The sequence below is a fragment of the Agromyces mediolanus genome, assembly GCF_044917495.1.
Taxonomy (GTDB): Bacteria; Actinomycetota; Actinomycetes; order Actinomycetales; family Microbacteriaceae; genus Agromyces; species Agromyces mediolanus_B.
This window is the reverse complement of record NZ_JAVSSI010000004.1, coordinates 253,029-277,288: the sequence shown is the minus strand read 5'-3', so window position 1 is coordinate 277,288 and position 24,260 is coordinate 253,029. Positions and strand designations below refer to the sequence as shown.

Sequence of the window (24,260 nt, the reverse complement as noted above, 5' to 3'; positions counted from 1 at the left end):
CTACCCTCGCATCCGCATGCGTCCCCGCCGGTCCCCCCGCTCCACCCATCCGGCCGCCGCCCCGAAGCACGGTGCGACGGCGGGCGAGCGACCCCGCACCCGCGCCGAGCGGCCGCCCGTCGCCCGCCGCTTCGCAGCCCTCTTCGCCTCCGTCGTCGTGCTCGGCACGACCGCGGGACTCGCGCTCGCGCCGAGCTCGCCCGCACCCGATCCCGCGCTCGTCGCCCTCGTCGCCGACGGCTCCGCCGACACGCTCGCCGACGCGGTGCAGTCGCTCGAGGTGCAGGATGCCGCGGTGCTGCCCGGCGTCGCCGAGGAGTCGTACATCGCCTCCACCGGCACCGAGACGCTCGTCGCGAGCGGCACCAACGTCGACTGGGCGAAGCTCGTGCTGATCGAGGGCGACTGGCCCGTGAGCGACGAGAACGTCACGTTCATGATGCGCTGGATGCGGCAGGAGAACGGCGCCGACAACTGGTGGAACCGCAACAACCCGCTGAACAACGGGCAGGGTTCCGGCGGCGGATCGGGACTCGGCAGCTACCCCGACCTCGTGGTCGCGGCCTACTACGCCGCCGAGAACCTCCGCTCCGGCCGCTACCCCGCCGTCGACGCGGCGCTGCAGCGGGGCGACTCGGCCGATGCCACCGCCCAGGCGATCTGGGCCTCGCCGTGGGCGTCGAGCCACTACGGCTACGGCACGCACTGGAGCTCGCGCGCCTACGACGTCATCCCGGCGCCCGCCGACGCCTGGGGTCGCTGAGCGCCGCCCTCGCTCTCGCCCCGCCCGGGGCTACTCGTGCTCGAGCGGGCGCCAGACGACGAGCGCGTTCTCGCGCCGGACGCGGGTGCCCGCCTTCAGGGTGACGACCTCGCCCGCCGAGCCGGCGGCGAAGACCCTGCGGCCGGGCCGGTTCAGCATCTCGTCGGCGAGGGCGGCCTCGAGCTCGCGCACGCGGGCGCGGAGGCCCTGCACCTCGTCCTCCAGGCCGAGCACCCGGCGGATGCCCTCGAGACTCACGCCCTCGGCGGAGAGCTGCGCGATCTCGCGCAGCTGCACGACGTCGCGCATGGAGTACCGGCGCGACTTGCCCGCCGTGCGGGTGGGGGAGACGAGCCCGAGCCGGTCGTACTGGCGCAGCGTCTGCGGGTGCATGCCCGCGAGCTCGGCCGCGACCGAGATCACGAAGAGCGGGCTCGTCTCGTCCATGGGCTAGCTCCGCGCCTTCGCGAGGAGGTCCTCGCGGGGGTCCTCGTCGGGCAGGGCCGCGGCGAGCGCCTCGACCGCCTCCTGGGCCTCCTTGGAGAGGTGCGAGGGCACCGCGATCTGCACGACGGCGAGCAGGTCGCCCGTGCCCTTCTTCGTCTCGACGCCGCGGCCCTTCACGCGCAGCACGCGTCCGCTCGGGGTGCCCGGGGCGACCCGCAGCTTCACGGGATCGCCGCCGAGGGTCGGCACCTGGATGGTGGCGCCGAGCGCCGCCTCGGGGAAGGTGACCGGCACGGTGACCCGCAGGTTCAGGCCGTCGCGCTCGAACACCGGATGCTTGCGCACGTGCACGGTGAGGATGAGGTCGCCGGTCTCGCCGCCGTCGTGCGAGGGGTGGCCCTTGCCGCGCAGCTTGATCTTCTGCCCGTCGGCGACGCCCGCCGGGATGCGCACCGTGATCGGCTTGCCGTCGGACGTCTGCAGGGTGATCTGCTCGCCCTTCGTCGCCGTGATGAAGTCGAGGGTGGTCGTCGCCGTGACGTCGCGACCGCGGGTCGGCCCGCCGAAGCCGCGGTAGCCGCCGGACGGCTGGCCGAAGCGGCCGCCGCCGAAGAGCCCGCCGAGCAGGTCGTCGTAGTCGCCGCCCTGCTGGAAGGTGTAGCGCTGGCCGCCGCCGCCCTGGTTGAACATGCCGCCGAAGACGTCCTCGAAGCCGCCCTGGCCGCCGGCGCCGGGCGCCGTGAAGCGCGCACCGGAGCCCATCGCGCGAATGGCGTCGTACTCCTTGCGCTGCTCGGGGTCGGACAGCACGGCGTTGGCCTCGGAGATCTCCTTGAACTTCGCCTCCGCGGCCGAGTCGCCCGGGTTCTGATCGGGGTGGTACTTGCGCGCGAGCTTGCGGTAGACCTTCTTGATCTCGCTGTCGCTCGCGTCCTTGGAGACGCCGAGCACCTGGTAGAAGTCCTTGTCGAACCAGTCCTGACTGGCCATCGGCACCTCCTTTCTTGAAGTCTCTCGTATCTGAAGCGGAACGGGAGGAGATTCACTGCGGCGGAGGGGGGATCTGCCGATCCCGTCCTCCCCTGGTGCGAATCTCCTCCCGCTGCGCGTGGGTGGGATGTCCGGCTGGGATGCCCGGGTGGGGTGCCCGGGCCAGCTGCCTGGGCCGGATGCCCGGGGGCTAGCCCTGCGGGCTCTTCACCACGACCTTGGCCGGCCGCAGCTGGACCTCGCCCAGCTGGTAGCCGGTCTCGACGACGTCGGCGACGGTGTCGACCTCCACGTCATCGGCGGGCTGCTGGAAGATCGCCTCGTGCAGCTGGGGGTCGAACGGCTCGCCGACCGCGCCGAAGCGCGCCAGCCCGAGCCGCTCGGTGGCCTGGCGGAGCTTCGCGGCGATCGTCGCGAAGGCGCTGTCGCCCTCGAGGTCGCCGTGCTTCTCCGCCCGGTCGAGGTCGTCGAGCACGGGCAGCAGCGCGGCGACGGCCTGGCCGACCGCGCGCTGGCGCTCGAGCTCGCGGTTCTGCTCGGTGCGCTTGCGGTAGTTGGCGTACTCCGCCGTGACGCGCTTGAGGTCGGCGAGGTGCTCGTCGTTCGGCTCCGCCACCTCGGCCTCGGCCGCGTTGAGGATGTCCTCCACGGTCAGCTCGGCCTCGTCGGCGGATGCCGCGGCGTCGGCCGCGGCATCCGTCTCAGCCGAGGGCTCGCGAACCGCACCGGTCTCGGGGTCGATCTTCCGCTTGTCGCGGACGATCGGCTCTTCGGGGTTCTGGTTCTCGTCGGCCATGGTTACTTCGCCTGCCCGGAGCCCGTCGACGGGTCCTCGTCGTCGACGACCTCGGCGTCGACCACGTCCTCGTCGGAGGACTGGTCGGATGCCTGGCCGCTGGCGCCCTGGTCCTCGCCGTCACCGGCGGGGGCCTCGGACTGCTGCTGCGCGTAGATCGCCTCGCCGAGCTTGCCCTGCGACTGCGAGAGCTTCTCGAACGCGGTCTTCACCGCGGCGTCGTCGTCGCCGGCGAGCGCCGACTTCAGCGCGTCGACATCGCCCTGGACCTCGGTCTTGACGTCCTCGGGGAGCTTGTCCTCGTTGTCCTTGATCAGCTTCTCGACCGAGTAGGCGAGCTGCTCGGCCTGGTTGCGCTGCTCGGCGGACTCGCGGCGCTGCTTGTCTTCGGCGGCGTGCTCCTCGGCCTCGCGCACCATGCGGTCGATGTCGTCCTTCGAGAGCGACGAGCCGCCCGTGATGGTCATCGACTGCTCCTTGCCCGTGCCCTTGTCCTTGGCGGACACGTGCACGATGCCGTTCGCGTCGATGTCGAAGGTGACCTCGATCTGCGGGATGCCGCGGGGCGCGGGCGCGATGCCGGTCAGCTCGAACGTGCCGAGCGCCTTGTTGTCGCGCGTGAAGTCGCGCTCGCCCTGGAAGACCTGGATCGCGACCGACGGCTGGTTGTCGTCGGCGGTCGTGAAGGTCTCGCTGCGCTTCGTCGGGATGGCGGTGTTGCGCTCGATGAGCTTCGTCATCATGCCGCCCTTGGTCTCGATGCCGAGGCTGAGCGGGGTGACGTCGATGAGCAGGACGTCCTTGCGCTCGCCCTTCAGCACGCCGGCCTGCAGCGCGGCGCCGACGGCGACGACCTCGTCGGGGTTCACACCCTTGTTCGGGTCCTTGCCGGTCTCCTGCTTCACGAGCTCCGAGACGGCGGGCATGCGCGTCGAGCCGCCGACGAGCACCACGTGGGCGATGTCGGAGACCTTGATGCCGGCCTCCTTGATGACGTCCTCGAAGGGCTTCTTCGTGCGGTCGAGCAGGTCGCTCGTCATGTTCTCGAACTGGGCGCGGGTGAGCGTCTCGTCGAGGTTCGCCGGCCCGTTCTCGGTGAGCGAGAGGTAGGGCAGCTGGATGCTCGTCGACATGCTCGACGAGAGCTCCTTCTTGGCCTGCTCGGCGGCCTCCTTGAGGCGCTGCTTCGCGATCTTGTCGTTCGAGACGTCGACGCCGGTCGACTCCTTGAAGCGCTTGATCAGCCACTCGACGACGCGCTCGTCCCAGTCGTCGCCGCCGAGGCGGTTGTCACCGGCGGTCGCGCGGACCTGGATGGTCGAGAAGTCCTCGTCCTTGCCGACCTCGAGGAGGGACACGTCGAAGGTGCCGCCACCGAGGTCGAAGACCAGGATGAGCTCGTCCTCCTTGCCCTTGTCGAGGCCGTACGCGAGCGCGGCCGCGGTGGGCTCGTTGATGATGCGGAGCACGTTCAGGCCCGCGATCTCACCGGCCTCCTTCGTGGCCTGGCGCTCGGCGTCGTTGAAGTACGCCGGGACGGTGATGACCGCGTCGGTCACGGTGTCGCCGAGGTACTGCTCGGCGTCGCGCTTGAGCTTCTGCAGGATGCGCGCCGAGATCTCCTGCGGCGTGTACTGCTTGCCGTCGATCTCCTGCGTCTTCCAGTCGGTGCCCATGTGGCGCTTCACCGACGAGATGGTGCGGTCGACGTTCGTGACGGCCTGGCGCTTGGCGGTCTCGCCGACGAGCACCTCGCCGTCCTTCGTGAATGCGACCACCGAGGGGGTGGTGCGGAAGCCTTCGGCGTTCGCGATGACGGTGGGCTCGCCGCCCTCCAGGACGCTGACCACGGAGTTCGTGGTGCCGAGGTCGATTCCAACTGCTCGTGACATGTGTTTCTCTCCTTCTGCTGACCGGTGTCGTGCGGCGCTCGTGCGCCTGAGCGAGACCCCGGTTCAGCGCGCGGCTCGGCCGTGCTGGCCCGCAGCCGAAGTCTCTGTCATCTCTGACGGCCATCGCTGGCCTCGTCGAGACTTGAGTCCCGACGACTCAAGTGTCGCAAATCGAAGTGAACGCGTCAAGTCGATCCGGTGAAACTTGAGCACAGTTGACTCAACTTCTGGAGCGCATGCGGTATTCCCGCAGGAGGAGGATTTGCCTGGTCGCAGCGCCTATCGCTCCGACCAGACGCCCAGCTCGTTGCCGCTGGGGTCGGCGAAGTGCAGACGTCGACCGCCAGGGAACTCGTACGGCCCCTGGGTCACGCGGCCGCCGGCCGCGGCGATCGCCTCGGCCGTGCCGTCGAGATCGTCGCTGTACAGCAGCACGAGCGGACCGCCGGTGGTGACCTCGTCGACCTGCAACAGCCCGCCGGCCTCTTCGCCGCCGCGTTCGGCGGCCGTACGGATGCCCGCGTACTGCGGGCCGTAGGGCGTGAACTCCCAGCCGAAGGCGGCGCCGTAGAACGCCTGCGCGGCCGGCAGGTCGGTGACGGAGATCTCGATGTAGTCGATCGTGCGCGGGATGCCGTGGGTGTGTGACGTCATGGCGCGAGTCTCGCGCCCACCACCGACACGCCGGCCGCCGCCCCGCGTCGATCGCTCGGACGCCCCGCATTGACTTGTCGGATGCCCCGGCCTATGGTTGCCGGGGCCCTTCCGGCCCCGGGCCTCACGCCGACTCCGGCAGAGGCCGCCCCGATCGAAGGCAGGTGATGCGCAATGTCCGGTGATAGTAGCCGCGCCACCGCCTCGCCCCTTCGAGCCGGCCTCCCGCGGCACTGATCCTCCCCCGCCGCTCCGCGTCCCCGACGCCGAGCCCGTGGCGGGAGCACATCCGCCCGAGGCATCCGTCCCCTCGCTGGTCCGAGCGGTGGCATCCGCGCGCCGAACCGCGCGCGACGCGCGCCCCTGCGCGCAGCCAGCGCGACGTCGATGCACGTCGCCCATCGACCCAGACGAGGTGAGACGAATGATGACCCTGATCGACAACGGCGTGTACGTGGACGGCCTCCGCACCGCCAGCCCCGAGAACCTGCAGCAGACCTCCGAGGTGATGCGCTCCGGCGGGGGCATGGCGTGGATCGGCCTGTACCGGCCGAGCGCCGAGGAGGTGCGCTCCATCGCCGAGCAGTTCGACCTGCATCCCCTCGCCGTCGAGGACGCCCTCACCGGCCATCAGCGCTCCAAGCTCGAGCGCTACGGCGACACCCTCTTCGTCGTGCTCCGCCCCGCCCGCTACGTCGACGAGCACGAGGAGGTCGAGTTCGGCGAACTGCACCTGTTCGTCGGGCCCGACTTCGTCGTGACGATCCGGCACGCCGAAGCCCCCGACCTCCGGCGGGTGCGTCGGCGGCTCGAGGCCTCCCCCGAGCTCCTCGCGATGGGCCCGGAGGCGGTGCTCTACGCCGTGCTCGACGAGGTCGTCGACGAGTACGGCCCGGTCGTCGCGGGCCTCGAGAACGACATCGACGAGATCGAGGACCAGCTCTTCTCCGGCGTCGAGGGCGTCTCCCGGCGGATCTACGAGCTCGCCCGCGAAGTGCTCGACTTCCAGCGCGCGGCGCAGCCGCTCGTCGGCATGCTCGAGGGGCTCGCCCGCGGGTCCGACAAGTACGGCGTCGACGTCGAGCTGCGCCGCTCGCTGCGCGACGTGCTCGACCACGCGCTGCGGATCGTGGACCGGGCGGGCGCGTTCCGGGCCATCCTGGACAACGCCCTGCAGGTCGAGGCGACGCTCGTCGCGCAGCGGCAGAACGAGGAGATGCGCCGGATGACGGAGCTGAACCTCGCCCAGAACGAGGAGATCAAGAAGATCTCCTCGTGGGCGGCGATCCTGTTCGCGCCGACGCTCATCGGCACGGTGTACGGGATGAACTTCGACGTCATGCCCGAGCTGCACTGGGCGCTCGGCTACCCGTTCGCGCTCCTGCTGATGCTCGGGATGAGCGCCGCCCTGTACGGCGTGTTCAAGCTCCGCCGCTGGCTCTGACCCGCTGGTCCGCTGGTCCGCTGAGCCTGTCGAAGCGAACCCCGCACGCTTCGACACGCTCAGCGGACCCCGCACGCTTCGACCCGCTCAGCGGACCAGGGCATGGAAGGTCAGGCGGCGGGGCGGCCGTACTCCTCGAGGAGCCGCAGCCAGATCTCGCTGATCGTCGGGTACGCGGGCACCGCGTGCCACAGCCGGTCGAGCGGCACCTCCCCGACGATCGCGATCGTCGCCGCCTGCACGAGTTCGGCGACGTCCTGCCCGACGAAGGTCGCGCCGACGACCACGCCGCGGTCCTCGTCGACGACCATGCGCGCCGTGCCCCGGTACCCGTCGGCGTGCACGGAGGCGCCCGCGATCCAGCCCAGCTCGTAGTCGACGACGCGCGTGCGCAGGCCCGCCTTCTCCGCGCCGGCCGCCGTCAGCCCGACGGCGGCGACCTCGGGATCTGCGAACACGACCTGCGGCACGGCGCGGTGGTCGGCGGTCGCGACGTGCGCGCCCCACGGCGCATCGGATGTCTCGCGCCCGGCGGCGACCGCCGCGATCCGGTCGCCCGCGGCCCGCGCCTGGTACTTGCCCTGGTGGGTGAGCAGCGCCCGGTGGTTCACGTCGCCGACGGCGGTGAGCCAGTCGTGCCCGCGCACGCGGAGCGTGTCGTCGGTCTCGAGCCAGGACCCGGGTTCGAGCCCGATCGTCTCGAGCCCGAGCTCGCGGGTGCGCGGCGTGCGCCCGGTCGCGACGAGCACCTCGTCGGCGACGACCGTCTCGCCGGTGGAGAGCTCGATCCGCACCTCGCCGCCGGCGGGGGTCGAGGAGGCGGCCGGCGCGCCCCCGGCATCCGGCGCGCCCCCGGCATCCGGGGCGCTGGCAGCATCCGCCCCCGTCCGCTCGACCCGCAGCGGCGCGGCGCCCGTCACGACGCGCACCCCCTGCTCGGCGAGGCCCGCCCCGACGAGCTCGCCCGCGAACGGCTCGAAGCCGCCGAGCAGCCCGCTCCGCGCGATGAGCGTGACCTCCGTGCCGAACGACGCGTACGCCGCCGCCATCTCGACCCCGACGACGCCGCCGCCGATGATCGCGAGGCGGCCGGGCGCGAGCTCGGCGCTCGTCGCCTCCCGGCTCGTCCAGGGCCGCGCCTCGGCGAGGCCGTCGATGTGCGGGATCAGCGGGTCGGATCCGGTCGCGACGACCACCGCGACCCGGGCCACGAGCTCGACCGACTCGCCGTCGGGGGTGGTCACCACGACGCGGCGTTCGCCGTCGAGCCGGCCGTGGCCGCGCACGAGCCGGATGCCGGCGCCGTCGAGCCAGTCGACCTGCCCGCCGTCGTCCCAGTGCTTCACGACCTCGTCGCGGTGGGCGAACAGCGCCTGGACGTCGAGCTGCCCGGTCACGGCCTCGGCGGCGCCGGGCACCCGGCGGGCCGCGGCGATCGCGGCACCGGCGCGCAGCAGCGCCTTCGACGGCATGCACGCCCAGTAGGAGCACTCCCCTCCGACGAGCTCATGCTCCACGATCGCGGTGCTGAGCCCGCCCTGGACGGCACGATCGGCGACGTTCTCCCCCACGGGTCCGCCGCCGATCACGATGAGGTCGAATTCCTGCTGCATGCTGCTCCCCTCGACGGTGCCGCGGCCTGGCGGCACTCCCTCCATCGTCGCCGGGGCGGCCGGCGAGCGCCACCCTCTGCCCGGCCGACACCCGCACGGGCTACGATGCGCCCATGCCGTCGACGACCACCGCCCCGCGCAGCATCGTGCACCTCGTCGAGCGGCTCGACACGGACCCCGGCGCGACGCCGCCCGCCGCGCTGCTCCTGCCGCGGCGCCTCGGCACCGGCGGCCGGATCGCGTTCGCCCTCGTGAGCCTCGCCGCGACGGCGGGCGCCGCGACCGGCATCGCGCTGCTCTGGACCGAGCAGACGCCGGGTCTCTGGTTCAGCGTGCTCTTCTCGGTGCTGCTCGGCGCGCTCGGCCTGGTGCCGTGGCTCGTGCTGCTCGGCTCGATCACCGCGGCCCGGGAGGACGTCGAGGCGCAGGCCGCGTGGCGCACCGCCCGCGGGCGGGCGACCCCCGTCGCCGGGCGGGTCACCGCACGACGCACGCAACTCGCCGAGGAGGGCACGCCGACGTCCTTCGAACTCGACGTGGAGCTGCCGGACGGCGGACGGCTCACCGCGGAGTGGCAGCCGGAACGTGCGTCCCAGCGCCTGCTGCAGACGCAGGTGCCCGGAGTCGGTTCACCCGTGCGGGTGTGGCGGACGGCGGGGATGCCGGAGGCGCCCGTGGTCGTCGAGGTCGGCGACCCGAGCGTGGTCGGCTGAGGCATCCGCCGGCCGTCCACCGCCCGGCCACCGCACCCGGCGGTGGCCGCCGGCCGCGCCCCGTCCGATCAGGCCCGACCGCGGAAGGGGTCCGCGATGCCGACGTACGTCGTCTCCAGATACTCCTCGATGCCCTCGAAGCCGCCCTCGCGACCGATCCCGGACTGCTTCACCCCGCCGAACGGCGCCGCGGGATTCGACACGATGCCCGTGTTCAGGCCGAACATGCCGACCTCGAGCTCCTCGGCGAGCCGCAGCCCCCGGTCGAGGTCGCGGGTGAAGGCGTAGGCGACGAGCCCGAACTCGGTCGCATTTGCGAGCGCGATCGCCTCGGCCTCGTCGGCAAAGGTCACGATGGGCGCCACGGGCCCGAATATCTCCTCGCGGAGGATCCTCGCGTGCGCCGGCACGTTCGTGAGCACGGTCGGCTCGTAGAAGTAGCCGGGGCCGGGCACCGCCCTGCCGCCGAGCGCGACGGTGGCGCCGTCCGCGCGGGCGGACTCGACCAGCTCGTGCACCTTGTCGCGGGTGCCGGCGTCGACCAGCGGACCGAGCTTCGCGCCGGGCTCGGTGCCGCGGGCGACCGGATAGGCCGCGATCCGCGCCGTGAGGCGGTCGGCGAACTCCTCCGCGACCCGCTCGTGCACGAGCAGGCGGTTCGCGGCCGTGCAGGCCTCGCCGCCGTTCCGGAGCTTCGCGAGCAGCGCACCCTCGACCGCCTGGTCGAGATCGGCGTCCTCGAAGACGAGGAACGGGGCGTTGCCGCCGAGCTCCATCGACACGCGGAGCACCTGCTCCGCCGCATCCGCGATGAGCCGGCGGCCCACCTCGGTCGAGCCGGTGAACGAGAGCTTCCGCAGCCGCGGGTCGCGGACCAGGGGGCCGGTGACCCGTCCCGCGCTCGTCGTCGGGATCACGTTCAGCACGCCCGGGGGAAGGCCGGCCTCCTGGAGCACCGACGCGAAGAGCAGCGCGGTGAGCGGGGTCAGCGCCGCCGGCTTCAGCACCATCGTGCAGCCCGCCGCGATCGCGGGCGCGATCTTGCGGGTCGCCATCGCGAGCGGGAAGTTCCACGGCGTGATGAACAGGCTCGGACCGACCGGCCGCTTCAGCACGAGCAGGCGGCTCCGCCCGTCGGGCGCGGTCGCGTAGCGGCCGGAGACGCGGGCCGTCTCCTCGGAGAACCACCGGAGGAACTCGGCCCCGTAGGCGACCTCGCCGCGGGACTCGGCAAGCGGTTTGCCCATCTCGAGCGTCATCAGCAGCGCGAAGTCCTCGGCGCGCGCGGTCACGGCGTCGAAGGCGCGGCGGAGGATCTCGGCGCGTTCGCGCGGCGCGGTCCGAGCCCAGCCGGCCTGGGCCCGGTGGGCCGCGGCGAGCGCGGCCTCCCCGTCGGCGGGCGTCGCGTCGGCGATCGAGAGGAGGGCGGCGCCGGTGGCGGGGTCCTCCACCGAGAAGGTGCCGCCGTCGGCGGATCGCCGCCATTCGCCGTCGATCAGGAGCCCGGTGGGCAGCGAGGCGAGGAGCGCGCGCTCGACCGGGCGGAGCGAGGTGGCGGCGCCTGCCGCGATGCCGCTCACAGCGCCGCCCGCAGGATCTCGACGATCTGTTCGACGCTCGGCTGCACCGGGGCGTTCGCCGTGACCGCATCGGCGAGGGTGTCAGCGGCGAGGGAGGGCAGCGCGTCCTCGGTCACGCCGAAGCGCGCGAGCGGGCCGACCAGGCCGATCGACTCGGCGAGGCCGGTGACGGCCTCGATCGCCGCGTCGGCGTTCTCGGCGTCCGTCGCGGAGGTGTCGCCGACGCCGAGCGCGAACGCGGCGCGCGCGAGCCGCGCGAGCCGCGCGTCGCGACTCAGTCTCAGGACCCCGCCGATCACGATCGCGAGGGCGAGGCCGTGCGGGATGTCGAAACGGCCGCCGAGCGGGTGCGCGATGCCGTGCACGAGGCCGAGGCCGGTGTGGGAGAACCCGACGCCCGCCACGTGGCTCGCGAGGAGCAGCTCCGAGCGCGCCTCGAGGTCGGAGCCGTCGAGCACCGCGCGCGGCAGTTGGGTCGACACGGTCGCGAGCACCTGCAGCGCGATGCCGTCGGAGTACGGGTTCGCCCGCACCGAGAGATAGGACTCCAGGGCGTGCGTGAGCGCGTCGAAGCCGGTGGCGGCCGTGGCGGTCGCCGGCAGGCCGAGGGTGAGCTCGGGGTCGAGGATCGCCGCCTTCGCCAGCGCGCTGTCGTGCCCGACGTAGAACTTCCGGTGCCCGACGACGTCGGTGATGACCCCGAAGGCGTTCACCTCGGCCCCGGTGCCCGCGGTCGTCGGGATCGCGACGATCGGCAGGGCCGCGCGGGCGAAGGCGGTGCTGTAGTCGAGCTCGACGCCGCGCTCCGGGTTCACGGCGCCGAGGGCGATGCCCTTCGCGGCGTCGAGCGAGGAGCCGCCGCCGACGGAGACGATCGCGTCCGCACCGACGCGGGCCGCGAGATCGCTGCCCGCGTCGAGGTTCGTGGTCGTCGGGTTCGGCGTGACGTCGCCGTAGACGTGCACGGCGAGGCCGGCCGCCTCGAGGGAGGTCCGCACCGCCGCGACGATCGGGGAACCGGCGAGGAAGGGGTCGGTGACGACGAGCACCGTCGTGGCGCCCTGGGCGGCGACGATCGCCCCCGCCTCGGCGACCCGGCCGCGGCCGAAGTAGGCGATGGGCTTCGGGTCGAGCACGAGCTCCGTGTCGGCCAGTGGGCGCGGGAGCGGGGCGAGCCGGGTGCCGGTCATGCGTGCACCGCCTCGCGGCGCAGCGTCCGGCCGATGAGGTCCTCGTAGAGCTTCACGGGCGTCATCTCGCCGGCGAGGTCGCCGTACTGGGCCTTCGCCCGGCGGTAGATCTGCTCGACGACCGCCGAGAGCTCGGCGGGCACGCCCACCGAGCGGGCGAGGTCGATCGACAGCCCGAGGTCCTTGCAGGCGAGCGCGATCGCGAAGCCCTCGTCGTAGTCGCCGTGATCGAGGATCGAGAGCACGTCGCGCTCGACGAAGTTCGAGTTCGCGGGGCTCGCGACGAGCGAGTCGCGCAGCACCTCGAGGTCGACTCCGGCCTTCACGCCGATCGCCAGCACCTCGGCGGTCGCCACGAGGTGCGAGAACCAGAGCTGGTTGATCATGAGCTTCACGGCGTAGCCGGCCCCCGCCGCGCCGACGTGCAGGATCCGTTCCGGGTCGCCCATCGCCTCGAAGACGGGGCGCAGCCGCGCGACGTCCTCGGCCTCGCCGCCGACGAAGATCTGCAGCATCCCGTTGGCGGCGCCGACCGACATCCCGCTGACCGGGGCGTCGAGGATGCGGAGGCCGCGGTCGCCGTGCGTCCGGCGGACGGCGTCGGCCACCTCGGGGACCGAGGTCGACATGTCGACCCAGGTGCCGCCGTCGGCGATGCCGGCGAGGATGCCGTCGGGCCCGTTCACGACCGCGTCGACGTGCCGCGGAGTGGGCAGCATGGTGATCACCACGTCGCTCGCCGCGGCCGCCTCGGCGGGCGTCGCCGCCCAGCGGGCGCCGCCGGCCACGAGCTCGGCGGCGGACTCGCGGCGGAGGTCGTTCACCACGAGCGGGAACCCGGCCCGCTGCAGGTTGCGGGTCATCCCCGACCCCATGTTGCCCAGGCCGATGAAGCCGACCGTGGGCAGTGCTGACTGCGTCATTCTGCTCTCTCTCGCGTTTCTCTCGCAGTTCGGGCGGGCGTCAGAGTTCGCCGTCGCCCAGGTTGATCCAGGTGGTCTTGAGGCCCGTGTACGCGTCGAAGGCGTGCAGCGAGCGGTCGCGGCCAGCGCCCGACTGCTTGAAGCCGCCGAACGGCGTGATCACGTCGGCCACGTCGAAGGCGTTCACCCAGACGGTGCCGGCGCGGAGGCGGCGCGCGACCCGGTGGGCCCGGCTGACGTCGGAGGTCCAGACGCTCGCCGCGAGGCCGTAGCTCGACTCGTTCGCGACGCGCACGCCCTCCTCCGCGTCGCGCACCGTGGTGACGGCGAGCGCCGGCCCGAAGATCTCCTCCTGGCCGATGCGCCCGGCGTTGTCGACGCCGTCGAAGACGGTCGGCTCGACGTAATAGCCCTGCTCGAGCCCGGGCGGGCGGACGCGTGCGCCGCCGTGCACCGTGGCCCCCTCCGCGCGGGCGACGTCGACGTAGCCGAGCACCCGCTCGAGCTGGGCCTCGCTCGCGATCGTGCCGAGCTGGGTGCGCTCGTCGAGCGGGTCGCCCTGCACGAGGGAGCGCCCCACCTTCAGCACCTCCTCGACGAGCTCGTCGTGCACCCGCTCGTCGACGATGAGCCGGCTGCCGCCGTGGCAGGTCTGCCCGGCGTTGTAGAAGATCCCCCAGGCGACGGCGGAGGCGCACGCCTGCAGGTCGGCGACGTCGGCGAGCACGAGCTGCGGGGACTTGCCGCCGAGCTCGAGGCTCACCTGCTTCCCGTTCGACTCGCCCGCGTAGCGCAGGAAGCCGCGGCCCACGGCGGGTGACCCGGTGAAGGCGATCTTGTCGACGAGCGGATGGCGGCCGAGCGCCTGGCCCGCGACGGGACCGAGCCCCGGGACCACGTTGAAGACCCCCTCGGGGACGCCCGCCTCGGCGGCGAGCGCGGCGAGCTTGAGCGCCGACAGGCTGGTGAGCTCGGCGGGCTTCAGCACGACCGAGTTGCCGGCCGCGAGCGCCGGGGCGATCTTCCACGCCGTGATGATGAGCGGGTAGTTCCACGGCACGACCGCCCCGATGACGCCGAGCGGCTCGCGCGTGACGAGGGCGAGCGCCTGCTCGGGCGCCGGGGCGACCTCGTCGGTGATCTTGTCGATGGCCTCCGCGTACCAGCGCACGACCCGGGCCGCGTTCGGCACGTCGACGTTGAGCGAGTCGCCGATCGGATGGCCGGAGTCGAGGGCCTCGAGGAGCGCGAGCTCCTCGCGGTGCTCGAGCATGAGCTCGGCGAGCCGGAGCAGCACGCGCTGACGCTCCCGCCGGTCGGCCCGCGACCAGACGCCGGCCTCGAAGGCGCGGTGGGCGGCGCGCACCGCGGCATCCACGTCGGCCTCGCCGGCCGCCGCGACGCTCGCGATGCGTCGACCGTCGCGCGGTGCGAAGGTGTCGAAGACGGCTCCGTCGGCGGCATCCCGGAAGGCGCCGTCCACGAAGAGACGGGTCTCCGGTGCGAGTGCCGCGGCCGCGGCGATCCAGTCGGTCATGCGCTGCTCCTCGTCCTCGCCGCTAGACCGTGAACCGGGCGACGGCGTCGTGGTCGATCTCGACGCCGAGTCCCGGCGCGTCCGGCACGGCGAGGTCGCCGGCCGCGTCGATCATCAACGGCGTCATGAAGAAGTCTCGCCGTTCGGGCGTCCAGCCGGGCGGGTCGAACGGGAACTCGAGGTACGGGCCCGCATCGACGCCGGCGGCGACGTGGAGGTTCGCGAGCAGGCCGAGCCCGTTCGACCAGGTGTGCGGCGTGAACAGGCGGTGCCTGAGGTTCGCGGACTCGGCGACCTGGCGGGCCCGGTACATGCCCACCGCGAGGGCGACGTCCGGCTGGTAGACGTCGAAGGCGTCGGCCTCGATGAGCGCCGTGATCTCGGGGAGGCTCCGCACCATCTCGCCACCGGCGATCTGGATGCCGGTCTCGGCGCGCACCCGCTGGGCGCCGACCACGTCGACCTGCGGGAGCGGCTCCTCGAGCCAGAGCACCCCGAGCTCGGTGAGCTCCGCGGCGACCCGCTGGACCTTCGCGAGCGGCAGCGCCGCCTCGATGTCGCCCGACATGCGCCACATCTGGTTCAGGTCGACCATGAGCTCGAAGTCGTCGCCGACGGCCTCGCGGGCGGCGCGCACCGAGGCGACGCCCTCCGCGAGGCGGTGCCGGGCGATGCGGATCTTCATGGCGCGGAAGCCGAGCTCCTTCGCGGCGAGCGCGGACTCGGCCCGCGCCTCCGGGGCCTTCAGCTCGCCGCTCGAGGCGTAGGCGGGGAGCCGGTCTCGCGCACCGCCGAAGAGGACGCTCACGGGGAGTCCGGCGACCTGGCCGATGATGTCCCAGAGCGCCGCCTCGAGCGGCCAGTACCGACCGCCGTGGAAGTTGATCGTCTCGATGCGGCGGACCTGGTTCAGGATCTGCAGCGGGTCGGTGCCGATGAAGAGGTGCTCGAAGGCCTCGAACCCGTCCATGGTGTCGCCCGAGCCGTAGCCGGTCACGCCCTCGTCGGTGTGCACCGTGACGAGCGTGGCCGCGAACTCCGTGCGGGGGTTCGGGTCCCAGGCCGCCGCGAACGGCGGATCGAGCGGTTGCAGGAGCCGGGTGAGGGTGATGGCGGTGATCTTCATGCTCGGTCTTTCGGCGTGTAGAAGGGGTTCGACGGCGTGTGACGGGCCGCGATGACCTCGTCGGTCCCGGGGAGGTGCCTGGCCCCGTTCTCCAGGGCGGTGCGGACGGAGCGGCGGTTGTGCTCGAACACCGCGTCGGCGTCGTCGGCGCCGGGGTTCACCCAGACGGCGGCGATCAGCACGTGGCTGTCCGCCTCCTCCCTGGTGATCACGCCGTCGGCGAGGGCGTCGGCGACGCCCGCGGCGATGCCCGCCTGCGCGGGCCCCCAGATCAGCAGCCCGTGCTCGTCGCCGGCCGGGGCCGACTTCGTGACGAACAGCGTGAGCGGCTTCACCGGGAGCGACGGTCGCAGCACGGTCACGAAGGGCACGTGCCCCGCGCTCGGGGTGGCGAGCGCGGTCGCCCACGCCACCCCGGCCGGTCCGTCCCGGTGGCCGAACACCGTGTTCACGTGCGCGGCGTTCACGCCGTCGCCGACGAAGCTCTCGCCGATCCGGAGGCCCTCGGTCATCAGATGAGGCCCTGCTCGGTCAGCCAGTCGGTGGCGACGTCCTCGGGGTCCTCGCCGTCGACGTCGACGAGCGCGTTGAGCTTCTGCATCTCCTCGGTGGTGAGCAGCGGCGTGATCAGCCCGATGACGTCGGCGATCTCCGGGTACTCGTCGAGCGTCGACTGCTTGAGCGTGAAGGCCCCCTGGTAGGCGGGGAAGAACTGCAGGTCGTCCTCCATCACGACGAGGTCGAGGGCGGGGATGCGGCCGTCGGTCTGGAAGACCTCGCCGAAGTTGCAGTCGTCGCCCTTCGCGGTGGCGGTGTAGATGACGCCGGTGTCGAGCAGCGCGACGTTCGAGTCGGGCACGTCGATGCCGTACGCGGCCTTCAGGCCGGGCCAGCCGTCGTCGCGGGTGGAGAATTCGCTCTCGACGCAGAACCTCTGCTCCTCGACCGGCAGCGCGGCGACGTCGCTCAGCGTCTTCACGCCGAGTTCCTTCGCCTTGTCGGCGCGGATGGCGAAGGCGTAGGTGTTGTTCAGCGGCGCCGGGTCGAGCCAGGCGATCCCGTTGGCGGCGTCGGCCTCCTTGGTGGCCTCGAACTGCGCCTCCTCGCCCTTCACCGGCTCGGTGTTCCCGTTGTAGGTGATCCAGGAGGTGCCCGTGTACTCCCAGTAGCCGAGGAACTCGTCGTTCTCGAGCGCCTGGCGGACGTTCGCCGAGCCGACGAGCTTCGTGTTGGCGACCGTCTCGGCGCCGTGGGCGTTCAGCAGCTGGCTCGTGAGGTGGGCGAGGATGAACTGCTCCGAGAAGTCCTTGGCGCCGATGTCGCCCTTCAGGCCTTCGAGCTCGGTGCCCTGGCTGCCGGTGGCGGCGCCGCCGGAGGAGCAGGCGGAGAGGGCGAGGGCGCCGGCCGCGGCGAGCGCCAGCGCGGACAGGAGGGTGCGCGTCTTCATTGATGGACTCCTTGGTTGCGGTGTTGCGGGGGTGCGTTGCGATCCGGGTTCCGGACGGTGCGGCCCGGCGGGGCGGATGCCCCGGTCAGATGCCCTTCGGCTTCAGCAGGTCTTCGGCGAAGCCGGCGATCCAGTCGATGAGCAGGGCGATGCAGGCGACGAGGACGGCGCCGACGACGAGGACGGGGTAGCGCTGCAGCTTCAGCCCGTTGACGATCATGTCGCCGAGGCCGCCGGCGTTGATGAAGGTCGCGATGGTCGCGACGCCGACGCAGAACACGAGGGCGGTGCGGAGCCCGGCGAGGATCACCGGGACGGCGAGCGGGACCTCGATGCGCGTGAGGACCTGGTTGGGCGTCATGCCCATGCCGCGGGCGGACTCGCGGACGTTCGCGTCGACCTGCTGGATGCCGATCATGGTGTTGCGCAGCACCGGGAGGAACGCGTAGACGACGAGCGCGACGAGCGCCGTCGTGTACCCGGTCTGCCAGAGGATGGCGAGCAGGATCACGACGCCGACGGCCGGGGTCGCCTGGCCGATGTTCGCGATGGCGAGGATGACGTTCCGCACCGTCGCGGAGCGGGTCTTCGCGAGGAGGATCCCGGTGGGGATCGCGAGCACCGCGACGAGCGCGGAGGCCACGACGGTGAGGCTGAGGTGCTCGCCGACGCGGAGGGTGATGTAGGTCCAGTTCAGGGTGCGCTGCTCGATCGAGTCGAGCTGCAGGGTGGACACCCAGAGCAGCAGCAGGGCGAGCACGACCACGACCACGATGGGGGTGGCGAAGCGGCGCCACGTGAAGAACCGCGGGCGCGGGGATGCCTCGGCGGCGCGGGTGGCGCCGATCGCCTGGGTCTCGGTGGTGACGGTCATCGTGCGCCCGCTCGGGAGTCGGCCGGTCGGCCGGGCAGCTCGGCGCCGAGGACCGCGGAGATGCGCTCGACCGAGAGGGAGCCGACGGCGCGCCCGCCGCCGTCGACGACGTCCACGGCCGGCAGCCCGGTGAGGACGAGCACGTCGAGGGCGTCCCTGAGGTTCCCGTCCAGCTCGATCGTCGGCGCACCGCTCGTGCCGACGGCGGCGCCGAAGGCCGCCTCGGCGACGGGTACGAGGGCGAGGCGCTTGAGCGCGGCCCCGTGTCCGATGAAGGAGGCGACGTAGTCGTTCGCGGGCTCGGCGAGGATGTTCGCCGGGGTGTCGAACTGCTCGATCCGGCTGCGATCGGAGAGCACGGCGATGCGGTCGCCGAGCCGGATCGCCTCGTCGAAGTCGTGGGTGACGAAGATGATCGTCTTGCCGATCGATTCCTGGAGGCGGAGGAACTCGGCCTGCAGCTTCTCCCGGGTGATCGGGTCGGTCGCGCCGAACGGCTCGTCCATGAGCATGACGGGCGGGTCCGCGGCGAGCGCGCGGGCGACGCCGACGCGCTGCTGCTGGCCGCCGGAGAGCTGCTTCGGGTAGCGGCCGGCGAAGGTGCCGGGGTCGAGCTGCACGGTCTGGAGGAGCTCATCGACGCGCTCGGCGATGCGTGCTTTCGACCAGCCGAGCAGCTTGGGGACGGTCGCGATGTTCTCGGCGATCGTCATGTGCGGGAAGAGTCCGATCTGCTGGATGACGTAGCCGATGTGGCGGCGCAGCTCGTTCGGGTCGAGCGAGAGGACGTCCCGGCCGCCGATCGAGATGGAGCCGGAGGTCGGCTCGATGATCCGGTTGATCATCTTCATCGTGGTCGTCTTGCCGCAGCCGCTCGGGCCGACGAACATGATGAGCTCGCCCGGTGCGGCGGTCATCGAGAAGTCGTCGACGGCGGGCGCCTGCTGGCCGGGGTAGACCTTCACGACCTGGTCGAGGACGATCTCGACCCCGCTCGTGTGCTGCGCGATCGCGGTGATGCCGGTGGCGGTGGATTCAGACACGGAGACCCCTTGACGTCGTGGAGCGGCTGATGAGGACGAAGGCGCCGTCGACGACGAGCGCGAGGATGACGACGCCGAGCGTGCCGGTGAGCGCGAAGTTCAGCGCGTTCTTCGAGCCGAGCGAGGACAGCCCCTGGAAGATGAACTGGCCGAGGCCGGGTCCGGCGACGTAGGCGGCGATCGCGGCGATGCCGATGGTGAGCTGCGCGGCGACGCGGACGCCGGTGAGGATGATGGGCCAGGCCATGGGCAGCTGCACCGCGAACAGGATCTTGGCGGGCGACATCCCCATGCCCTTCGCGGACTCCATGATCGCCGGCGAGACCTCGCGCAGCCCGACGACCGTGTTCCGCACGATCGGCAGCAGCGAGTAGAAGACGAGCGAGAGCACCGTCGGCGTCCAGCCGAGCCCGAACACCGGCGTGATCAGTGCGAGGAGGGCGAGCGAGGGGATCGTCAGCGCGACGCCCGCCGCGGCGATCGTCAGCGAGCGCGGCACCGGCCGGTTCCAGACGAGGATGCCGACGAGCACGCCGACGATCGTGGCGATGAGGAGCGAGAGCGCGACGACCGCGAGGTGCTGGAGCACCAGCTCGAGGATGTCGTCCCACCGGCGGCCCCAGAACGTGAGCAGACCGTCGAGGTCGAGTGCGTTCACGTCTCGTGCTCCCTTCTCGTCGTCGAGAACCGCCGAGCGGCTCGGTGGTCGATGCTGCGACGATACGTGGGGGGTCACGATATGCGCAACTCGTGTTGCGCGAATGTCAACTGACCTCTACGCTGAGCGCATGACCTCACCGACGACGTCCGCGAACGGGCAGCGGCGCAACTCCGCCGGGCTCCGCCGCGACCTCGAGCTCCTCGAGGCGCTCGGCACCGACGAGGCCCTGCAGCACGGCGGGCTCGGCGTCGTGCGCCTGGCCGAGATCGTCGGTCGCGACAAGGGGCAGGTCTCGCGCACCCTTGCGACGCTCGCCGACGCCGGGCTCGTCGCCCGCGACCCGGTGACGCTCGGCTACAGCCTCGGGTACCAGCTCTACGCCCTCGCGGCCCGCACCGCCGAGGCGCGACTCGTGCGCGAGGCCACCGGCTACCTCCGCCGCATCGTCGCCGCGACGCACGAGACGACGCACCTCTGCGTGCTCCGCGGCGGGAGCGTGCTGACCCTCGCGAGCGAGCTCAGCGAGCACGCCTTCCGCGGCCTCGGCTGGGAGGGGGTGAGCACCGCCGCCTGGCGCACCTCCGCCGGTCGCGTCCTCGTGAGCGGCTGGTCCGACGCGGAGCTCGCGGCCTGGTACGAGCTGCACGGCCACGACGACGCGATCGTGAGCCCGGCCTCCTCGCGCCCGTCGGGGCCGAGCATCGTGCCGCCGCCGCCACCGCCGCCCGGCAAGCTCCTCGTGACCGACTTCGACAGCCTCCTCGCGGAGATCCGGCGCATCCGCGAACGCGGGTACGCGACCGTCGACGAGGAGTTCGAGGCGGGCGTCGTCGGGGTCTCGGCGCCCGTCTACGACTTCCGCGGGCAGATCATCGCAGCCGTGAACATCAGCGCCCCGAAGGCGCGGCTCGGCGACCACCTCGACGCCGCCGGCAGGCTGGCCGCCCGCGGCGCCGCCGAGCTCTCCGCCCAGCTCGGGGCCGGATCCGGCACCCTCGGCTGAGGCATCCGCCCGTCACCGCCCCGGCCGGAGCTCACCCCACCCGGGTGAGCTCCTCGAGCATGCCGGGCTCGCGCCAGTGCCGGCTCGGGATGCTGTCGCGGAGCCGACGGGTGTAGTCCTCGGCGGGGTCGTCGAGGACCGCGCCGGTCTCGCCCTGCTCCACGAGCCGGCCGTGGTGCAGCACCACGACGTCGTCGGTGAGCTGGCGGACGACCGCGAGGTCGTGCGAGATCAGCAGGTAGGCGGTGCCGAGGTCGTCCCGCAGTTCGGCGAGCAGGTTCAGGATCTGCGCCTGGATCGAGATGTCGAGCGCCGCGACCGCCTCGTCGAGGATGATCAGCCGCGGCTCGACCGCGAGCGCCCGGGCGATCGCGACGCGCTGCCGCTGCCCGCCCGAGAGCCCCACCGGGCTGCGGTCGAGCTGGCCCGGCGTGAGCCCGACGAGGTCGCCGAGCTCACTCGCCCTGGCGCCGATGTCACCGCCGCGCGGCGGGTGCAGCCGGAGCACCTCGACGAGGCACGAGCGCACCGTCTGCCGCGGGTCGAGCGAGCCGAACGGGTCCTGGTAGACCATCTGCACGAGCTTCGCCCGCCGCAGGCGCTCGGCCCGGGAGCGGGACTTCGAGGTGAGGTCCTCGCCGTGCACGAGCACCCGCCCGCTCGTCGGCTGGTCGAGGCCCATGATGATGCGGGCGAGCGTCGACTTGCCGGACCCCGATTCGCCGACGATGCCGAGGTCGCGCCCCGCACGCATGGTGAACGAGACCCCGTCGACCGCGACGGTGCGACGGCCGCGGCGGCTGAACACGCGGGTGACGTCCTCGACGACGACGGCGGGCTCGCCGCCGGGCTGCTCGACGCTCATCGCGCTCCTCCTTGGGGCCCGGGCTCGCCGACCGCGGGCGCGGCCAGGAACTGTTCGCGGTCGACGGCGGTGATGGTCGGCAGCCGCGGCATCCGCTCCTCGATGCTCGGCCGCGAGCGCAGCAGGGCGAGCGTGTAGGGATGCCTCGCACCGCCGTGCAGCTCCTCCGCGGGCAGCTGCTCCACGATCCGGCCGCGGTACATCACGCAGATGCGGTCGCAGAGGGCGCCGGCGAGCTCGAGATCGTGGGTGATGAACACGGTGCCGAGCCCGCGCTCGCGGGTCGCCCGCCGCAGGATCGCGGCGATCTCGGCCTGCCGGGTCACGTCGAGGGCCGTCGTCGCCTCGTCGGCGAGCATCAGCCGCGGGTCGGTCGACAGCGCGGCGGCGATGACCGCGCGCTGGAGCATGCCGCCCGAGAGCTGATGCGGGTACTCCGCGAGCCGCTGCGCCGGTTCGGCGATGCCGACCTCGCCGAGCAGCTGCTCGGCGCGCGCGTAGGCTGCGGCACGGGTCATCCGCTTCGCCGTGCGCAGCGCCTCGGTGACGTACTCGCCGACCGTCGTGACCGGGTTCACCGAGGCGCGCGGGTCCTGGAACACCATGCCGAGCTCGTCGGCGCGGAAGCGGGCGAGCTCCCGCGGGCGGAAGGCGAGCACGTCGCGACCGTCGAAGCGGATGCTGCCGCTCACCCGCGCGGAGGCGGGCAGCAGCCGGGCGACCGCGTTCACCGCGGTCGACTTCCCCGATCCCGATTCGCCGATGAAGCCGACGATCTCGCCGGGGGCGACGGAGAAGCTCACGCCGTCGAGGGCGCGCACCCATTCGGTGCCGTCGAAGAGCTCGACGGCGAGGTCCTCGACCTCCAGCAGCGCGGTCATCGCACCTCCCGGTTCAGGCTGATCCGATCGGCGAGCCGGTCGCCGATGAGCGAGACGGCGGCCACGACGATCACGATGGCGAGACCGGCGAAGGTGGCCTCCTCCCAGTACCCCTGCAGCACGCCGCGCTGCCCCTCGGACACCATGAGTCCCCAGTCGGCGTCGGGCGGCTGCACGCCGAGCCCGAGGAACGACAGCGCCGCGAGGTCGACCATGGCGTAGCCGAACGAGATCGTCGACTGCGCGAGCACGGTCGGCATGACCGCGGGCAGCAGGTGGCGCAGGGCGATCCGGGTGCGCGACTGCCCCACCGTGACGAGCGCGCTCAGGTACGGCAGCGACATCTCGCCGACCGCGACGCTCCGCACGATCCGCGCGATGAACGGGATGTACGCCACCGCGAGCGCGATCACCGCCGTCGTGAAGCCCGCGCCGAGCACCGACACCGCGAGGATCGCGAGCAGGAGCCCGGGGAACGCGAAGCCGATGTCGAAGATGCGGCTGAGGATGCGGTCGACCCAGCCCCCGGAGATCGCGGCGACGAGCGCGAGCAGCGTGCCGACCACGGCCGCGACGAGCACCACGACCGCGGGGCCGAGGAGGCTCGTGCGGGCGCCGTAGAGCAGTCGGCTCAGGATGTCGCGGCCGGAGCCGTCCGTACCGAGCAGCGCCCACGGCTCCATCGGGCGGTAGGTGAGGCCGAAGTCGACCTCGTTCGGGTCGTACGGGGCGATGAGGGGGGCGAGCACCGCCGCGAGCACGGCGAGGCCGACGACGACGGTGGCGACGATGCCGGCGACCCCGAACCCGCGGTTCTGGCGCGTGCGGCGCCGGCGCATCCGGAGCGCCTCGAAGACGACGGTGGTCATGCGGCGATCCCCTGACGCTCGCGCACCCGCGGATCGATCACGACCTGGATGACGTCGACGATGAGCACGACGATGACGACGGCGGTGATGAGGAGCAGGCAGATCGCCTGCACCACGCCGAAGTCCTTCTTCGCGACGGCCTCCGTGAGCAGTGCGCCGATGCCGTCGAGCGCGAAGGCCCGCTCGACGACCACCGAGCCGACGATGAGGCTCGTGAGCGTGAGGCCCACGACCGTCGCGACCGGCGTGAGGCCGTTGCGCAGGATGTGCCGGCCGATGATGGTGCGCCGGGGCAGGCCGCGGGCGACCGCCGCCTTCACCTGGTCGCGGGCCGCCTCCTCGCGGAGCGCCGCCCGGGTGACCCGGATCACGTAGGAGCCGGCCGCGAGCGTGAGCGCGATGACGGGCAGCGTCAGATGGTAGAGCCGATCGAAGAAGCCGTCTCCCGGCCCGAACGCCGGGAACCAGCCGAGCCCCACCGCGAACACCGAGATGAGCGTCGAGGCCGCGACGAACGACGGGATCGCGACGCCGATCGAGGTGCCGGCGAGGATCACGTCGCTGAGCGCCCGGCGCGAGAGGGCCGCGACGATGCCGAGGCCCACGCCGATGACGACGATGACGACGAGCGCGTACGCGATGAGCAGCGTCGTCGTCGCCAGGCGCGGGCCGAGCAGCGACAGCACGTCGTCGCGGTACGTGATCGAGCGGCCGAGGTCGCCCGTCAGCACGTCGCCGAGCCAGGCGACCCAGCGCACGAGGAAGGGATCGTCGAGGTGGTACTGCTCGCGCAGCGCGGCGATCGCCTCGTCGCTCAGCGTCCGGTTGCCGATGAGGTAGCTCAACGGGTCGCCGGGCGCCAGGTACAGCGCGCCGAAGATCAGGAACGAGGACACGAGGAGGGTCGCCAATCCCTCGAGGACGCGGATGGCGATGAAGCGGGGCAAGA

General features: G+C 72.4%; 24 protein-coding genes. 4 read left to right on the top strand and 20 right to left on the bottom strand.

Translation table 11 applies throughout. The features are described from left to right. The first annotated feature begins 16 nt into the window (after window positions 1-16). Window positions 17-763 carry a hypothetical protein gene (locus ROT00_RS08470; protein WP_404773941.1) on the top strand — a complete coding sequence of 249 codons (747 nt, stop codon included), beginning with the start codon at window positions 17-19 and terminating at the stop codon, window positions 761-763. A gap of 30 nt (window positions 764-793) precedes the next feature. Here the strand turns inward: ROT00_RS08470 and ROT00_RS08465 are convergent, their stop codons facing one another. The 5 genes from ROT00_RS08465 to ROT00_RS08445 form a co-directional block, all read right to left on the bottom strand. Next, on the bottom strand, window positions 794-1,210 hold the full coding sequence (locus ROT00_RS08465) for a heat shock protein transcriptional repressor HspR (RefSeq protein ID WP_243570092.1): 417 nt from the start codon (window positions 1,208-1,210) through the stop codon (window positions 794-796). A gap of 3 nt (window positions 1,211-1,213) precedes the next feature. After that, complete coding sequence (locus ROT00_RS08460; RefSeq protein ID WP_404773939.1) at window positions 1,214-2,200, bottom strand: DnaJ C-terminal domain-containing protein; 987 nt, start codon at window positions 2,198-2,200, stop codon at window positions 1,214-1,216. Window positions 2,201-2,390: 190 nt separating this feature from the next. Continuing rightward, window positions 2,391-2,996 (bottom strand): nucleotide exchange factor GrpE, encoded by a 606-nt coding sequence (locus tag ROT00_RS08455; protein WP_404773938.1) that lies wholly within the window; start codon window positions 2,994-2,996, stop codon window positions 2,391-2,393. Window positions 2,997-2,998: 2 nt separating this feature from the next. Then, a complete protein-coding gene (dnaK, locus tag ROT00_RS08450) occupies window positions 2,999-4,888 on the bottom strand; it encodes a molecular chaperone DnaK (protein ID WP_404773936.1) in 1,890 nt (629 codons plus the stop codon). Between the two features lie 279 nt (window positions 4,889-5,167). Then, window positions 5,168-5,542, bottom strand: coding sequence for a VOC family protein (locus tag ROT00_RS08445; RefSeq protein ID WP_404773934.1), 375 nt, complete (start codon window positions 5,540-5,542; stop codon window positions 5,168-5,170). A gap of 427 nt (window positions 5,543-5,969) precedes the next feature. Here ROT00_RS08445 and ROT00_RS08440 point away from each other — a divergent pair, with 427 nt between their 5' ends. After that, window positions 5,970-6,986 carry a magnesium and cobalt transport protein CorA gene (locus tag ROT00_RS08440; protein WP_404774079.1) on the top strand — a complete coding sequence of 339 codons (1,017 nt, stop codon included), beginning with the start codon at window positions 5,970-5,972 and terminating at the stop codon, window positions 6,984-6,986. A gap of 110 nt (window positions 6,987-7,096) precedes the next feature. On the opposite strand, the gene ROT00_RS08435 is transcribed toward ROT00_RS08440, so the two are convergent. Next, window positions 7,097-8,599 (bottom strand): dihydrolipoyl dehydrogenase family protein, encoded by a 1,503-nt coding sequence (locus tag ROT00_RS08435; RefSeq protein WP_404773932.1) that lies wholly within the window; start codon window positions 8,597-8,599, stop codon window positions 7,097-7,099. Between the two features lie 113 nt (window positions 8,600-8,712). Here ROT00_RS08435 and ROT00_RS08430 point away from each other — a divergent pair, with 113 nt between their 5' ends. After that, window positions 8,713-9,312, top strand: a complete 600-nt coding sequence (locus tag ROT00_RS08430; protein WP_404773930.1) for a hypothetical protein — start codon at window positions 8,713-8,715, stop codon at window positions 9,310-9,312. Window positions 9,313-9,380: 68 nt separating this feature from the next. Here the strand turns inward: ROT00_RS08430 and ROT00_RS08425 are convergent, their stop codons facing one another. The 10 genes from ROT00_RS08425 to ROT00_RS08380 form a co-directional block, all read right to left on the bottom strand. After that, window positions 9,381-10,892, bottom strand: coding sequence for an NAD-dependent succinate-semialdehyde dehydrogenase (locus ROT00_RS08425; RefSeq protein WP_404773928.1), 1,512 nt, complete (start codon window positions 10,890-10,892; stop codon window positions 9,381-9,383). Then, the gene (locus tag ROT00_RS08420; RefSeq protein WP_404773927.1) at window positions 10,889-12,082 is read right to left on the bottom strand and encodes an iron-containing alcohol dehydrogenase family protein; all 1,194 of its coding nucleotides are present in this window, start codon (window positions 12,080-12,082) and stop codon (window positions 10,889-10,891) included. Before ROT00_RS08420 ends, ROT00_RS08425 begins: the two co-directional genes overlap by 4 nt. Continuing rightward, window positions 12,079-13,005, bottom strand: coding sequence for an NAD(P)-dependent oxidoreductase (locus ROT00_RS08415; RefSeq protein WP_404773925.1), 927 nt, complete (start codon window positions 13,003-13,005; stop codon window positions 12,079-12,081). The genes ROT00_RS08420 and ROT00_RS08415 overlap by 4 nt, the downstream gene beginning before the upstream one ends. Before the next feature lie 40 nt (window positions 13,006-13,045). Further along, on the bottom strand, window positions 13,046-14,542 hold the full coding sequence (locus ROT00_RS08410) for an aldehyde dehydrogenase (RefSeq protein ID WP_404773923.1): 1,497 nt from the start codon (window positions 14,540-14,542) through the stop codon (window positions 13,046-13,048). A gap of 22 nt (window positions 14,543-14,564) precedes the next feature. After that, on the bottom strand, window positions 14,565-15,668 hold the full coding sequence (locus tag ROT00_RS08405) for a mandelate racemase/muconate lactonizing enzyme family protein (protein WP_404773921.1): 1,104 nt from the start codon (window positions 15,666-15,668) through the stop codon (window positions 14,565-14,567). Next, on the bottom strand, window positions 15,665-16,180 hold the full coding sequence (gene fae, locus ROT00_RS08400; protein WP_404773920.1) for a formaldehyde-activating enzyme: 516 nt from the start codon (window positions 16,178-16,180) through the stop codon (window positions 15,665-15,667). Before fae ends, ROT00_RS08405 begins: the two co-directional genes overlap by 4 nt. After that, on the bottom strand, window positions 16,180-17,115 hold the full coding sequence (locus ROT00_RS08395; protein WP_404773918.1) for a glycine betaine ABC transporter substrate-binding protein: 936 nt from the start codon (window positions 17,113-17,115) through the stop codon (window positions 16,180-16,182). The genes fae and ROT00_RS08395 overlap by 1 nt, the downstream gene beginning before the upstream one ends. 85 nt (window positions 17,116-17,200) lie before the next feature. Further along, window positions 17,201-17,989, bottom strand: a complete 789-nt coding sequence (locus ROT00_RS08390; RefSeq protein WP_404773917.1) for an ABC transporter permease — start codon at window positions 17,987-17,989, stop codon at window positions 17,201-17,203. Beyond that, a complete protein-coding gene (locus tag ROT00_RS08385) occupies window positions 17,986-19,032 on the bottom strand; it encodes an ABC transporter ATP-binding protein (protein WP_404773915.1) in 1,047 nt (348 codons plus the stop codon). Before ROT00_RS08385 ends, ROT00_RS08390 begins: the two co-directional genes overlap by 4 nt. After that, window positions 19,025-19,690 (bottom strand): ABC transporter permease, encoded by a 666-nt coding sequence (locus ROT00_RS08380; protein WP_472974908.1) that lies wholly within the window; start codon window positions 19,688-19,690, stop codon window positions 19,025-19,027. Before ROT00_RS08380 ends, ROT00_RS08385 begins: the two co-directional genes overlap by 8 nt. A 130-nt stretch (window positions 19,691-19,820) precedes the next feature. Between ROT00_RS08380 and ROT00_RS08375 the strand changes: the two genes are divergently transcribed. After that, entirely contained in the window at window positions 19,821-20,696 is an 876-nt protein-coding gene (locus ROT00_RS08375; protein ID WP_404773914.1) for an IclR family transcriptional regulator, read from the top strand. A 31-nt stretch (window positions 20,697-20,727) separates the two neighbouring features. On the opposite strand, the gene ROT00_RS08370 is transcribed toward ROT00_RS08375, so the two are convergent. From ROT00_RS08370 to ROT00_RS08355, 4 genes are read right to left on the bottom strand one after another with little or no spacing between them, the layout of a single operon-like run. Further along, a complete protein-coding gene (locus ROT00_RS08370; protein ID WP_404773912.1) occupies window positions 20,728-21,561 on the bottom strand; it encodes an ABC transporter ATP-binding protein in 834 nt (277 codons plus the stop codon). Next, window positions 21,558-22,442 (bottom strand): ABC transporter ATP-binding protein, encoded by an 885-nt coding sequence (locus ROT00_RS08365; protein WP_404773910.1) that lies wholly within the window; start codon window positions 22,440-22,442, stop codon window positions 21,558-21,560. Before ROT00_RS08365 ends, ROT00_RS08370 begins: the two co-directional genes overlap by 4 nt. Beyond that, window positions 22,439-23,311: an ABC transporter permease gene (locus tag ROT00_RS08360; protein WP_404773908.1), complete on the bottom strand. Its 873-nt coding sequence runs from the start codon at window positions 23,309-23,311 to the stop codon at window positions 22,439-22,441. The genes ROT00_RS08365 and ROT00_RS08360 overlap by 4 nt, the downstream gene beginning before the upstream one ends. Next, window positions 23,308-24,258 (bottom strand): ABC transporter permease, encoded by a 951-nt coding sequence (locus ROT00_RS08355; RefSeq protein ID WP_404773906.1) that lies wholly within the window; start codon window positions 24,256-24,258, stop codon window positions 23,308-23,310. Before ROT00_RS08355 ends, ROT00_RS08360 begins: the two co-directional genes overlap by 4 nt. Window positions 24,259-24,260: the final 2 nt, after the last annotated feature.